Here is an 11,538-nt window from a genome sequence, read left to right as displayed (position 1 = left end):
CCCTCACGCCAGCGATACCCCGACATAGACCGTGTTGGCCGACGTACGCCCCTGGAGCGGGTTGTCGAACTCCACGACGTGCGCCGCGTGACGCGGGAAGACCTCCGAGAGCACGGCGCCGAACTCCTCGTCCGGCGGGTCGTTCGACCACAGCGCGAAGACCCCGCCGGGGCGCAGCCACGAGGCGGCCCCGCGCAGGCCCTCCGGGCGGTAGAAGGCGGCGTGTTCCGGGTGCAGGACGTGGCGCGGCGAGTGGTCGATGTCGACCAGGACGGCGTCGACCGGCCGTTCCCGGCCGGCGGCCGACCCGAAGAAGTCGCCCTGGACCAGCCGGCACCGCGGGTCCCCGGTCAGCCCCGCGCTCAGCGGCAGCAGCGCGCGCTCATGCCACTCGATCACCGCGTCCAGCGCCTCCACCACGACCAGCCCGCCGACGCGCGCGTCGTCCAGTACGGCCTGCGCGGTGTAGCCGAGGCCGAGCCCGCCCACGACCACGTCGAGCCCGTCGCCGGGCAGCTCCGCCAGCGCGAGCCGCGCGAGCGCGATCTCCCCGGCGGTGAACGCGCTCGACATGAGGAACTCCTCGCCGAGCTTGACCTCGTACACGTCCTCGGTGAGCGCCGGATCCCACCGGCGGCGCAGGCTGATCTCGCCCATCGGCGTCTGACGCCAGTCGATCTCCTCGAACCGCGCGCTCATCCGTACCGCACCTCGTCTCCGGCGCACCGGGCGATGCGGCCGGCCTAGAACCTACTGGCTGGAGGCCCTCCGCCTAGGCCGCTGCGGTAAAGGTCCTGCGACGGTAGGCCGTCATCGCGCCGCCGGTGTGCCGCCACGTGACGTGGTGCGGGCTCGACCCGACGGGAGTCCAGGCCCGGTCGAGCAGGTGAAAGAAGGCGTCGTCGGCGCAGTTGCCCCCTCGGTCCTGGCCGATGTAGACGAGCAGGTCGCCGGGGTAGACGCCCAGAGTCTCGGCGGCCCAGGGCAGGTCGTGGGAGGGCCAGCACAGCAGGAGCACCCGGTCGCGGTGGCGCGCGGCCGCCGGGTGCCCCTCGCGCAGCATGGGCGCGTACTCCGTGCCGTCGGTGTAGGGGTTGGTGGCCGCGTCGGCGGGCTCGTAGGCGATGACGTCGATCCCCGCCTGCCGCGCCTGCCAGGCCCAGTAGCCCGAGCCGGCCCCGATCTCGACCAGACCGCGGTCGCCGACGATTTGGGCGAGCCAGCCGATGTCGCCCGGCGAGGGGATCGCCCAGGCGTACCGCTTGGTCAGCGTGTGATGCCCGACCGGGAGCTCGCGGGCGAAACCGTCGGGGCGGATCCCGGCGTCGAGGACGGCTGGGAGCTGCCGGACCAGCTCCCAGTACGGGTTGTCGACGCCCGCAGGAGTGATCTGGTCGTGCGCGCTCCCCGCGATCCGGCAATGGTCCTCGCCACGGGGACGGTGCGCCCACCACTGGCGAATCTCGGCGAGCTCGGCCGGCACGGTCACCATGATCTCCTCGGCGGACTGGTCAGAGAGTACGGGAATTTCTCACTTTGTCCTCAGGTGGGCGCTAAGGCGGCTCTCACGTTCAGTGCCGATCATCGAGGCACGCACAGAGAGAGGGGACGGGGTCATGGGGACACCGGAAGAGCGGGACCGGCGCGTGTCGATGGTCCGCCGCGTCACCATCTGGGTCTCGGTCGGTTCGCTGGCGGCGGCCGGGGTGATCGGCGCGATCCTGGGCGTCGGCCGGCCGGGGGCGGCGGACACCACGAGCACGACGACGTCCGGCTCGGACACCACGTCCGGGCCGGGCGGCGGGTTCACCACGTCCACGCGGGCTCCGGGCGCGTCGTCCGGCGCGGGCGGCGTCACCTCGGGGGGATCATGATGACGACGGCTCAGGTGAGTTACGCGCTGTGGGGCGGTACGGCGACCGTCGCGGTCACCGACCCGGACCGGCTCGCCATCGCCCGCGCGGCCGTGGACGAGGTGGTCGAGACGGTCGACGCCGCGTGCAGCGGCTACCGGGACGACTCCGACCTGGCCCGCGTCAACGCGGGGGCGGGTTCGGGGGTACGGGTCGGCGCCACGTTCCTGGAGGTGCTCCAGGTCGCGCTGCACGCCGCCGACCTGACCGGAGGGCTGGTGGATCCCACCGCCGCCGGCGGCCGGAGCACGGCCGGGCCCAGGAACCGGGGCTGGAGCGCGGTCCGCGCCGGCCCCGGCACCGCGTACGTCCCGGCGGGCCTGCGGCTGGACTTCGGCGCGGTCGGCAAGGCCTTCGCCGCCGACCGGGCGGCGGCCTCGGCCAGTGCGGCGGCCGGCTGCGGCGTACTGGTCGCGCTGGCGGGCGACATCGCGGTGGCCGGCCCGGTGCCCGTGGCCGGCTGGCCGGTGCGAGTCTGCGACGACCACCGGCTGGGCCCGCGCGGGCAGCTTCCGCCCGGCCAGGACGTCACACTGCGCGCCCCCGGCGGGCTCGCCACGTCCAGCCTGGCCGTACGGACCCGGCGGCTCGCGGACGGGCGCACGGCCACGCACATCGTCGACCCGCGGACCGGCATGCCCGTACGCGGACCCTGGCGTACCGTGTCGGTCTCCGCCGGGACCTGCGTCGACGCGAACACCGCGAGCACCGCCGCCCTCGTACGGGGGCACGGTGCCGGCGGCTGGCTCGCCGCGCACGGCCTCCCGTCCCGGCTCGTGCACGGCGAGGGCTGGGTGCACACGGTCGCGGGCTGGCCGGACGACCACAGCGAGCGGCCCGGAGTGCGGGTGGCCGGATGAGCGCCCTCTGGTACGCGACGCGGGCCTTCGGCCTGGTCTCGATGGTCCTGCTCAGCGCGGTGGTGGTGCTCGGCCTGCTCGTCGCGGGCCGGCGCCCCCCGGCGCACCGCGGGTCGTACGTCCTGAGCGGCCTGCACCGCTCGCTGTCGCTCGTGGCCGTGAGCCTCATCGCGCTGCACGTGGTGACGAGCGCCGCCGACTCGTACGTGCCGATCCGCTGGGTCGACGTCTTCGTGCCGTTCGCCTCCGCCTACCGGCCGCTCTGGCTCGGGCTGGGGGTCATGGCGGCCGACGTGCTGATCGCGCTGGTCGTGACGAGCCTGCTGCGGACGCGGCTCGGGCGGCGTACCTGGCGGGCCGTGCACTGGTCGGCGTACGCCTCGTGGCCGGTCGCGGTGGTCCACGCGCTGGGCATCGGCACGGACGGCCGGATCGTGCTCGCGCTCACCGTCGTGTGCGCCGGCGCGGTCGCGCTCGCCGCCGCCCGGCGCGTCGCCCTGACCACACGGCCGGTCCTGGTACTCGGGGAGGAGCGATGAGCCGCCTGCTGGCCGGCTCCGCCGGACCGGACCTGGACCTGCACGTCGAACGGCACGGTCCCGTGCCGCTGCTCGGCGCCGTACGGCCCGGACGGCTCGGGCGGCTGGCCGGGCAGGTCGCCGAGGCGGGGCTGCGCGGGCGCGGCGGCGGGTGGTTCCCTACCGCGCGCAAGCTGGCGGCGGTCGCCGGGCACGCCCGTGGCCGCCCACCCGTGGTCGTCGTCAACGCCATGGAGAGCGAACCGCTGAGCGCCAAGGACGCGCACCTGCTCGCGGTCGCCCCGCACCTCGTGCTGGACGGGGCGAGCCTCGCCGCCGAGACCATCGGCGCGGGCCGCGTCGTCCTCGCGGTACGCGCGGACGGGCGCGCGCTGAACCTCCTGGCGGCCGAGCGCTTCCGGCGCGGCGCCGACCCCGTACGGATCGAGGTGCACCAGGGCCCGGACCGCTTCCTTGCCGGGCAGGAGAGCGCGCTGGCGGGCTGGATCGACGGCGGCCCCGCGCTGCCGACGACGCGGCGTCCGTACGAGCGCGGGGTGGACGGGCGGGCGACCTTCGTGGGCAACGCCGAGACCCTCGCGCACCTGGCGCTGATCGCCCGGCGGGGGCCCGCGTGGTTCCGGTCGGCGGGCACCACCGAGGCGCCCGGCACGCTGCTCGTCAGCGTCTCCGGACCGGGCGTGCGGGTACGCGAGGTCCCGGTCGGCACGCCGGTGGGCGAGGTGGCGGAGCCGGGCGCGGCCGTCCTCCTCGGCGGGTACGGCGGAGCCTGGCTGCCCGGCGACCGGGCGGGGGCGCTGCCCCTGGCACCGGAGCCGCTGCGGGCGGCGGGCGCCACGCTCGGCGCGGGGATCGTCTCGGTCCTGCCGTACGGGACCTGCGGGCTGGCGCACACCGCCTCGATCGTGCGGTGGCTGGCGAGCCAGGGCGCCCGCCAATGCGGCCCGTGCCTGTTCGGGCTCCCGGCGCTCGCACGCGACCTGTCCGGCCTCGCCGCGGGGACGGCCGGCGGCACCGTCGTCGACCGGCTGCGCGGCCGCGCCGCCGTGATCCCCGGCCGGGGCGCCTGCGCCCACCCGGACGGTGTCTCCCGGCTCGTGACCAGCGCGCTCCAGGTTTTCGCCGACGAGGTCGAGGCGCACCTGGGGTCCCGCTGCCGCGCGGCCACCGAAACCTTCCAGAAGACGGGATGACCATGATGGAACTCCAGATCGACCCGATCGCCTGCGACGGCGCCGGCCTCTGCGCCGAGCTCCTGCCCGAGCACATCACCCTCGACGAGTGGGGCTACCCGATCGTCGAGCTCCGCCAGGTGACCGCGGAGACGCGGCGCCACGCCCACCGGGCCGTGACCCTCTGCCCGAAGCTCGCGCTCCACCTCAGCCGGCAGGCGTGAGACGCTTCGACGGAGAGCGAAGTGATCTCCCCTTGGCGTCGCAACTTCCGGCGCTACTTCGGCCTCGGCCCCGAACTCGGCCACGGCTTCCGCTCCGAGACACCGCCCGAGGGCGGGTGAGCGTCAGGGCCGTACGACGCGCATGCGCATCGTCGTCAGGTCGCCGGTCCACGCCACGTCGACCGGCTCCAGTTCGACGTGGCCCGTGCTCTCGAAGAGCCGGATGCCCTCGCCGAGCAGCACCGGCACGAGGTGGATGAGGATCTCGTCGACGAGCCCCTCCCGCAGGCACTGCCGGCCGACGTCGGCGCCCATCACCACGAGGTCCTTTCCCCCGGCCGCCGCCAGGCCGGTGGCCACCGCGTCGCGTACGCCGGAGGACAGGAAGGTGATGGACGGGTCCTGCGGAGGGGCGTCGTCCGGCCGGTGCGTGAGGACGAACTGCGGCCCGCTCCACGCGCCGCCGTACGCCTTCTGGTCCCCGCGCATCATGCCCCGGTCATAGCCGCGCCGCCCGGCGAGCACGGCGCCGATCGAGCCGATGATCTCCCCGACCGTCTCCTTGGACAGGCCGGAATGGCCGGCCGCGAAGTCGATCGCGCCCTCCGGGTCGCCGATATAGCCGTCGAAGGACATCGTCGCGTGGATGAAGACCTTGCCCGCCATGCGTTCTCCTCGTCCTCGGCGCCGTCGTCGGCGCACGTCGTCCACCCTGCCGACATGGGGGATGCCGGATAAGGTCCGGTTTTATGGCCATCGAGTGGACCGGTTCGGGCCCCGAACTGCTCATGCGGCTGGACCGGGAGAACGGCGACCCTCTCCATACCCAGGTGGAGTGGGCGCTGCGCGAGGCGATCCAGTCGGGCCGTCTGCGGGCCGGCGAACGGCTGCCCTCGACCCGGCGGCTCTCCGCCGAGCTCGGCCTCTCCCGCGGGCTCGTCGTCGAGTGTTACGCCCAGCTCCAGTCCGAGGGCTACCTGAGCACGCGCGCCGGGTCGGCCACACGGGTGGCGGCCGGCGCCACCTCCCTTCTCCCGCCACCGCCCCCGGCGGCCGAGCCGGTACGGCCGCGGATCGACTTCCGGCCCGGTGTGCCCGACCTGACCGGGTTCCCCCGCCAGGACTGGCTGTGGGCACTGGGCGAGGCGTGCCGTACGGCCCCCGTCGCCGATCTCACGTACGGCGAGGCCGGGGGCAGCGGCGTGCTCCGTGCGGTGCTCGCCGCGTACGCGCGCCGGGTCCGCGGCGCGGTGGCCCATCCCGAGTGGATGGTGGTCTGCGCCGGTTTCGCCCAGGGGCTCGGGCTGATCCTCGACGCCCTGGCCGCGACGGGCGCCGGCCGCGTCGCCTTCGAGGAGCCCGGCCCGGCGTACCGCGACGTCGTCACGGCCCGCGCCCGGGTGGAGGCGGTCCCGGTCCCGGTGGACGAGCACGGCATCGACGTCGCGGCGCTCGCGGCGAGCGGCGCCCGCGCGGTCGTGCTGACCCCCGCGCACCAGTTCCCCACCGGCGTCGTGCTCTCGCCGGAGCGGCGGCACGCCCTGCTGGCCTGGGCGCACGAGCGCGACGCGGTGATCGTCGAGGACGACTACGACGCGGAGTTCCGCTACGACCGCGAGCCGATCGGGGCGCTCCAGGGCCTCGCACCGGACCGGGTGGCGCTGATCGGCACGGTCAGCAAGTCGCTGGCGCCGGCGCTGCGGCTCGGCTGGATCCTCTGCCCTCCGTCGCTGGCGGCCACGATCGCGCACGGCAAGAGGTACGACGACCGCGGCTCCCCCGTGTTCGACCAGCTCGCGCTGGCCAGGTTGATCGAGTCGGGCCGCTTCGACCGGCACCTGCGCCGCATGCGCGGCGTCTACGCGGCCCGCCGCGGCACGCTCATCCGCGCCCTCGCCCGGCACGCCCCGGCGGTGGAGCTCGGCGGCCTCGCGGCGGGCCTGCACGCCGTCGCCCGGCTGCCCGATCACCGCCAGGAGGAGGTGGCCGTCGCCGAGGCGCGGGCCCGCTCGATCGGCCTGTACGGGATGAGCGCGTACCACCTCGACGGCCGTACGCGTCCCCCGCGGCTCGTCCTCGGCTTCGGCCACTTGCGCGAGAGCGAGATCGAGGAGGGCGTCGCGGCCGTCGGCGACGCCCTGGGGTGAGGTTCAGCGCCAGGGGATGTCGACCAGCAACGCGGTGCCGCCGCCGTCGGGGCTGATGATCCGCATTCCGCCGCCGAGCGCCTCGACGCGGTCCTTGAGCCCGACGAGGCCGATCCCCTCTCCGGGCGCCGCGCCGCCGACGCCGTCGTCGCGTACCGAGAGCCGGACGGCCCGGTCGTCGGCGGCCACGCTGACGCCCGCCGCAGACGCGTGCGCGTACCTCGCGGTGTTGCTCAGCGCCTCGGCGACGGCGTGGTAGACGGCGACCTCGATGGGGTCCGGCAGGCGTCCGCTGACGCGTACGTCGAGGTCGACCGGGATCGGGCAGCGCCGCGCGAGGGACCGCAGGGCGGGACGCAGGCCCGTGCTGGTGAGGATCGCGGGCACGGTCCCGCTGGAGACCTCCTGGAGGTGGCCGAGGATGCCGGACAGCTCGCGGATCACGTCGGCGAGCTGCTCCTTGAGGCCGCATAGGCCGGGCGGGACGGACCCCTCGGCGGTACGGAGCTTGAGCGCGAGCGCGACGAGTTCCTGCTGAGCGCCGTCGTGCAGGTCGCGTTCGAGGCGGCGGCGGCTCTCGTCGGCGGCGGCGACGACCCGGGCGCGAGAGGCGAGCAGGTCGCTGTGGTTCTGGGCGTTCGCGATGGCCATGCCCACGAGCTGCACGAACTCCGACATGCGATCTTCGGTGACGCCGGGCTGGGGTTCGATCTGGGAGTAGAGGTTCATCGCGCCCCAGAGACGCCCTTCGACCATGACGGGGAAGCCGACCACGCACCGGATCCGGTGGATCCTGGCCCAGATGCCGATCGCGCTGGTGGAACGCGCGTAGTCGGCGTCCGTCATCCGCGCCGGGCGGGCGGTGCCCCGCACCAGCGCGGTGACGGACGGGGCCTCGATCGGCCAGCGCCCGCCGAGCGGCGGCATGATCTGCCGGCATCCGGGATCGCTCCAGTAACCGACGACGGTGGCCGTGTCGTCGGGTTCGAAGCGGACGAGGTTCGTATGATCGGCCCGGAGCACCTGCCCCACCTCGGCCGCTACGGCACTGAAGATCTCCGCCGGGGCCACCCCGCCCGCGACGAGCGTCGCGACGCGCCGGAGCGCACCCTGTTCCTCCACGACACGGCGGAGCTCATCACTCCTCAATCGTCATCCCCCGACCACGATCGCTGCACCGTTTATGGCGGTAATAGCAAGCTTGCCCGATTCGGGGTCACCGGTCCAGCGCCGCTCAGCGCTGGATCACTTGATCAGGCTTGGCGGGCCGCCTGCCGGGCCTGACGCTCCGAGCGACGGTCGACGAACTTGGTGGCGACCGTCTCCAGGCCCTCCAGGAACTCCGCCAGTTCGTCGCGCGCCTTGTCGCCCTCGCCGCCCAGGCTCCCCTTCTCGAAGATCCCCCACTGGCGGAGGACGGGGGTGACCACGTCGTCCAGGTGCACGCGCGGGTCGTAGATGCCCGCGTTGGCGATCGTCAGGGACTTTCGCAGGAAGCCGTCGATGGTGTGGCCCGGCATCTGGAAGTCCCGTACGACGTCGGTGATGGCCCGCATCGTCTCGCCCGGGGCCAGTTCGAGAGCCGCCGCGAGCAGGTTGCGGTAGAAGAGCATGTGGAGGTTCTCGTCGGCGGCCACGCGCGTCAGCAGCCGTTCGCACACCGGGTCGCCCGAGGCCCTGCCCGTGTTGCGGTGGGAGACCCGGGTCGCGAGCTCCTGGAAGGAGACGTACGCGAGCGCGTGGAGCATCTTGTCGCCGTGGTCGGCAGCGTATCCGCCCTGCATGTGCTGCATCCGCGCCCGTTCGAGCGCGACCGGGTCGACGGCACGCGTGACGGTGAGGTAGTCGCGGATGACGATGCCGTGGCGGTTCTCCTCGGCGGTCCAGCGCTCGACCCAGGTGCCCCAGGCGCCGTCGCGTCCGAAGATCGTCGCGATCTCGCGGTGGTAGCCGGGCAGGTTGTCCTCGGTCAGCAGGTTGACCACCAGCGCCTCGCGCGCCGCCTCGGGGATGTCGGAGTCCTCGAGCGACCAGGCCGTACCCTCCATCGGGCCGTCGTAGTCGCGGCCCCGGCTCCAGGGGACGTACTGGTGCGGGAACCACTCCTTGGCCATGGACAGGTGACGGTCGAGCTCGGTCGCCACGACCGGCTCCAGCTCCATCAGCAACTGAACGGTCGTCTTCGGCCCCGGCGTGGGCGGCATATGGGTCTTCCTCTCGTCGTACACGTCAACGGGCCAGCTTGCCCTGCAATGGCCCCACCTGGGAAAACGTAAGCGTACGGTCACTATAAGTGACCGTACGCGGGTGTCCTCATAGGGGTGGCGGAGAGGGTCGTAACGCTCAGAAGTGCACGCCTCGATCGCCGGCCGTCGCCGGAACGAGGCGGGCGGCCACGACGAGGGCGAAGTTCACGAGCAGGGTGTACGGCTCGTTGCTTCCCTGCTCGGCGACCCGGATGCGAGCCACCATCCCTTCCTGCATCCAGGAGGCCATCTCGTCCTCGTTGGGCGGGTCATCGACGAGCAGCAGTTTCCAGTCGGTCATGTGACCGGTCACGCGCAGATGGAGTTCGCCTTTCGGCGTCGATTCGCTCATTGCCTTCGTGCTCCTGGCAGGGTCGGCGCGGGGGTGGGGTCGGTCAGCCTCCGTTGCGCCTGGCCTGCTCTTTCTTGATCGCGCGTACGACTTCGTCCACGTGGGGGCGGCATACCGGGTCCTTGGAGTGACGGCCGTTGAACCAGTTGGTCTCGACGACGAGGTCGGCCGGCTCACCGCACAGGCACCGGCCGGGCGCCGCGGGGTCGGCCGGTTTCACGGCCGGCCGCCGGCTGGAGGTCTCGAAGGCGAGTCCCCAGCCGTGGGCCGCCAGGTCCATCTTGGGAGCCCATCGGTCCTCGCGGCTCATGCGACCACGGAGTGACGTCCCGCGCCGAGTTCGGCCGAGGCGAGTGTCGCGTGGACGTTGAACGTGCGGTCGAGACCCGTGATGTGCAGGAGTTTGCGCACGTTGGGGCGCGGTGCGGCGAGGACGACCGGACGGCCCTCGGCCTTGGCCCGGCGCTGGGTGCCGACGAGCAGTGCCAGCCCGGAGGCGTCGCAGAAGGAGACGCCGGACAGATCGAAGATCACCGGTGTGGTGGTGGCCGCCAGGATGCTGATGATCTGGAGCCGGAGCGCGGCGGTGGTCTCGATGTCGAGTTCTCCGCCGACGGCGAGGACGGTATGGCCGGGCATCCTGCGGCAGAGGAGTCTGCCGCGGCTAATGGTCTGATTCATCATGGGATCTCCGATCCGAGATTCCGAGAGTTCTGGTTGGCCGGGGGTGCGCGTCGTCTAGGACGCGGGGCGCGCCCGGTCGAAAGAGGTGGCGTCGAATCGTCGTGGAGCGCACCACACGTCGCCGGTCGACGAAGTGGTGACCTGTAGCGGCGTCATGCTCGCCGGCCCGTCTCGACCTGTCGGAGAACGAGGTCGAATAGTGAGACACCGGGGCGACGCCGACTTGGCTGCCAGCGCGCGAGATTTTTCGGCCACTCCTGAGCTTACCGCAAGGTCCCGTGATCGCCCGGGGCCTATCCGGCGTCCGGGGCGGTGCGGAGAGGGGCTCCGACGGCGTGGAGGTGGCGCAGGACCTGGCCGTACGAGCTGAGAATGGTGCTCTCGTGGTAGGTGAGGCCGTGCCGTCCGCAGTGGGCGCGGACGAGCTCCTGAGCCCGCCGGAGGGTGGGCCGGGGCATGCTCGGGAACAGATGGTGCTCGATCTGGTAGTTGAGGCCGCCGAGGACGAAGTCGGTGAGTCGCCCGCCGCGGATGTTGCGGGAGGTGAGCACCTGACGGCGCAGGTAGTCGAGCTTGTCCTCGTCCTGCAGGATCGGCATGCCCTTGTGGTTCGGCGCGAACGTGCAGCCCATGTAGAGGCCGAACACGCACTGGTGCACGATCAGGAAGACCAGCGCCTGGAGGGGCGAGAGGAAGATCAGGAGCACCGTGAGGTAGCCGGCCAGGTGCACGCCGAGCAGCAGCGCCTCGACCGGCTTGGAGCGTGACCGGCCGGTCTCGCCGTCGAGCAGCGCCCGGATGCTCGCGACGTGCAGGTTGACGCCTTCGAGCAGGAGCAGGGGAAAGAAGAAGTACGCCTGGCTGCGCGCGAGCGCCCGCGCCGGCCGGCTCTGCCGCGTCCGCGCGACACCGGAGGTGAAGGCGATCACGCCGCTCGCGATGTCGGGGTCGCGCCCTTCGTGGTTGGGGTTGGCGTGGTGACGGTTGTGCTTGGTCACCCACCAGCCGTAGCTCAGCCCGACCAGGAGGTTGCCGTGCAGGAGCCCGAGCAGGTCGTTGACGCGCCGCGACCCGGCGATCTGCCGGTGTCCGGCGTCGTGCCCGACGAACGCGACCTGCGTGAAGACGATGCCGAGGAACGCGGCGACGAAGAGCTGGTACCAGGAGTGCCCGAGCAGGACGAACGCCACACCGCCGAGCGCGAACAGGCCGAGGTTCACCGAGATCTTCGCCGTGTAGTAACCGGGGCGGCGCTTGAGCATGCCGGCCTGCCTGACCTGGCGGCAGAGGGCGGCGTAGTCGCTTCCGGCGGATTTCGCGGCGGCTTTTATCGTGGGGGTGGTCTCGTCATCGGCAGGACGCAGGGCACTGGACGTCATCGACTCTCCTTCGGAGGGGAAC

Annotated in this window: 15 protein-coding genes; 6 read left to right on the top strand and 9 right to left on the bottom strand. The window is 72.9% G+C overall.

All coding sequences use genetic code 11. The annotated features are described in order from the left end of the window. Positions 1-3: 3 nt before the first annotated feature. Positions 4-699, bottom strand: coding sequence for a spermidine synthase (locus QWU11_RS17090; RefSeq protein WP_290110032.1), 696 nt, complete (start codon positions 697-699; stop codon positions 4-6). A 73-nt stretch (positions 700-772) separates the two neighbouring features. After that, positions 773-1,492: a hypothetical protein gene (locus QWU11_RS17085; protein ID WP_290110016.1), complete on the bottom strand. Its 720-nt coding sequence runs from the start codon at positions 1,490-1,492 to the stop codon at positions 773-775. Between the two features lie 124 nt (positions 1,493-1,616). On the opposite strand from QWU11_RS17085, the gene QWU11_RS17080 reads away from it, so the two are divergent. From QWU11_RS17080 to QWU11_RS17060, 5 genes are read left to right on the top strand one after another with little or no spacing between them, the layout of a single operon-like run. Continuing rightward, on the top strand, positions 1,617-1,874 hold the full coding sequence (locus QWU11_RS17080; protein ID WP_290110014.1) for a hypothetical protein: 258 nt from the start codon (positions 1,617-1,619) through the stop codon (positions 1,872-1,874). Between the two features lie 14 nt (positions 1,875-1,888). Further along, positions 1,889-2,773, top strand: coding sequence for an FAD:protein FMN transferase (locus tag QWU11_RS17075; protein ID WP_290110007.1), 885 nt, complete (start codon positions 1,889-1,891; stop codon positions 2,771-2,773). Continuing rightward, positions 2,770-3,312 carry a ferric reductase-like transmembrane domain-containing protein gene (locus QWU11_RS17070; RefSeq protein WP_290110005.1) on the top strand — a complete coding sequence of 181 codons (543 nt, stop codon included), beginning with the start codon at positions 2,770-2,772 and terminating at the stop codon, positions 3,310-3,312. The genes QWU11_RS17075 and QWU11_RS17070 overlap by 4 nt, the downstream gene beginning before the upstream one ends. Next, positions 3,309-4,505, top strand: coding sequence for an NADH-ubiquinone oxidoreductase-F iron-sulfur binding region domain-containing protein (locus QWU11_RS17065; RefSeq protein WP_290110001.1), 1,197 nt, complete (start codon positions 3,309-3,311; stop codon positions 4,503-4,505). Before QWU11_RS17070 ends, QWU11_RS17065 begins: the two co-directional genes overlap by 4 nt. Then, on the top strand, positions 4,502-4,708 hold the full coding sequence (locus QWU11_RS17060; protein WP_290109999.1) for a ferredoxin: 207 nt from the start codon (positions 4,502-4,504) through the stop codon (positions 4,706-4,708). The genes QWU11_RS17065 and QWU11_RS17060 overlap by 4 nt, the downstream gene beginning before the upstream one ends. A gap of 123 nt (positions 4,709-4,831) precedes the next feature. On the opposite strand, the gene QWU11_RS17055 is transcribed toward QWU11_RS17060, so the two are convergent. Then, positions 4,832-5,374 (bottom strand): dihydrofolate reductase family protein, encoded by a 543-nt coding sequence (locus QWU11_RS17055; RefSeq protein WP_290109951.1) that lies wholly within the window; start codon positions 5,372-5,374, stop codon positions 4,832-4,834. 83 nt (positions 5,375-5,457) lie between these two features. On the opposite strand from QWU11_RS17055, the gene QWU11_RS17050 reads away from it, so the two are divergent. Continuing rightward, positions 5,458-6,855 carry a PLP-dependent aminotransferase family protein gene (locus QWU11_RS17050; RefSeq protein ID WP_290109948.1) on the top strand — a complete coding sequence of 466 codons (1,398 nt, stop codon included), beginning with the start codon at positions 5,458-5,460 and terminating at the stop codon, positions 6,853-6,855. A 3-nt stretch (positions 6,856-6,858) separates the two neighbouring features. Here QWU11_RS17050 and QWU11_RS17045 read toward each other — a convergent pair whose 3' ends face one another. The 6 genes from QWU11_RS17045 to QWU11_RS17020 form a co-directional block, all read right to left on the bottom strand. Then, a complete protein-coding gene (locus QWU11_RS17045; RefSeq protein WP_290109928.1) occupies positions 6,859-8,004 on the bottom strand; it encodes a GAF domain-containing protein in 1,146 nt (381 codons plus the stop codon). A gap of 104 nt (positions 8,005-8,108) precedes the next feature. Beyond that, complete coding sequence (locus QWU11_RS17040) at positions 8,109-9,059, bottom strand: acyl-ACP desaturase (protein WP_290109898.1); 951 nt, start codon at positions 9,057-9,059, stop codon at positions 8,109-8,111. A 139-nt stretch (positions 9,060-9,198) separates the two neighbouring features. Next, the gene (locus tag QWU11_RS17035; protein ID WP_290109896.1) at positions 9,199-9,453 is read right to left on the bottom strand and encodes a hypothetical protein; all 255 of its coding nucleotides are present in this window, start codon (positions 9,451-9,453) and stop codon (positions 9,199-9,201) included. Positions 9,454-9,496: 43 nt separating this feature from the next. Next, positions 9,497-9,763 (bottom strand): hypothetical protein, encoded by a 267-nt coding sequence (locus QWU11_RS17030; RefSeq protein WP_290109877.1) that lies wholly within the window; start codon positions 9,761-9,763, stop codon positions 9,497-9,499. Next, positions 9,760-10,092 carry an STAS domain-containing protein gene (locus tag QWU11_RS17025; RefSeq protein ID WP_290109863.1) on the bottom strand — a complete coding sequence of 111 codons (333 nt, stop codon included), beginning with the start codon at positions 10,090-10,092 and terminating at the stop codon, positions 9,760-9,762. Before QWU11_RS17025 ends, QWU11_RS17030 begins: the two co-directional genes overlap by 4 nt. A gap of 338 nt (positions 10,093-10,430) precedes the next feature. After that, complete coding sequence (locus QWU11_RS17020) at positions 10,431-11,516, bottom strand: acyl-CoA desaturase (protein WP_290109856.1); 1,086 nt, start codon at positions 11,514-11,516, stop codon at positions 10,431-10,433. Positions 11,517-11,538: the final 22 nt, after the last annotated feature.

Origin of the sequence: Actinomadura sp. DC4, from assembly GCF_030406325.1 — a bacterium.
Classification (GTDB): Bacteria; Actinomycetota; Actinomycetes; order Streptosporangiales; family Streptosporangiaceae; genus Actinoallomurus.
This window is presented reverse-complemented; position numbering and strand designations above follow the sequence as displayed.

Excerpts from the sequence above, each read along its gene's own strand:
- QWU11_RS17025 (WP_290109863.1), bottom strand. The coding sequence starts at position 10,092 with ATGCCCGGCCATACCGTCCTCGCCGTCGGCGGAGAACTCGACATCGAG.
- QWU11_RS17060 (WP_290109999.1), top strand. The coding sequence starts at position 4,502 with ATGACCATGATGGAACTCCAGATCGACCCGATCGCCTGCGACGGCGCC.
- QWU11_RS17090 (WP_290110032.1), bottom strand. The coding sequence starts at position 699 with ATGAGCGCGCGGTTCGAGGAGATCGACTGGCGTCAGACGCCGATGGGC.
- QWU11_RS17080 (WP_290110014.1), top strand. The coding sequence starts at position 1,617 with ATGGGGACACCGGAAGAGCGGGACCGGCGCGTGTCGATGGTCCGCCGC.
- QWU11_RS17055 (WP_290109951.1), bottom strand. The coding sequence starts at position 5,374 with ATGGCGGGCAAGGTCTTCATCCACGCGACGATGTCCTTCGACGGCTAT.
- QWU11_RS17035 (WP_290109896.1), bottom strand. The coding sequence starts at position 9,453 with ATGAGCGAATCGACGCCGAAAGGCGAACTCCATCTGCGCGTGACCGGT.
- QWU11_RS17085 (WP_290110016.1), bottom strand. The coding sequence starts at position 1,492 with ATGGTGACCGTGCCGGCCGAGCTCGCCGAGATTCGCCAGTGGTGGGCG.
- QWU11_RS17020 (WP_290109856.1), bottom strand. The coding sequence starts at position 11,516 with ATGACGTCCAGTGCCCTGCGTCCTGCCGATGACGAGACCACCCCCACG.
- QWU11_RS17070 (WP_290110005.1), top strand. The coding sequence starts at position 2,770 with ATGAGCGCCCTCTGGTACGCGACGCGGGCCTTCGGCCTGGTCTCGATG.
- QWU11_RS17050 (WP_290109948.1), top strand. The coding sequence starts at position 5,458 with ATGGCCATCGAGTGGACCGGTTCGGGCCCCGAACTGCTCATGCGGCTG.
- QWU11_RS17065 (WP_290110001.1), top strand. The coding sequence starts at position 3,309 with ATGAGCCGCCTGCTGGCCGGCTCCGCCGGACCGGACCTGGACCTGCAC.
- QWU11_RS17040 (WP_290109898.1), bottom strand. The coding sequence starts at position 9,059 with ATGCCGCCCACGCCGGGGCCGAAGACGACCGTTCAGTTGCTGATGGAG.
- QWU11_RS17030 (WP_290109877.1), bottom strand. The coding sequence starts at position 9,763 with ATGAGCCGCGAGGACCGATGGGCTCCCAAGATGGACCTGGCGGCCCAC.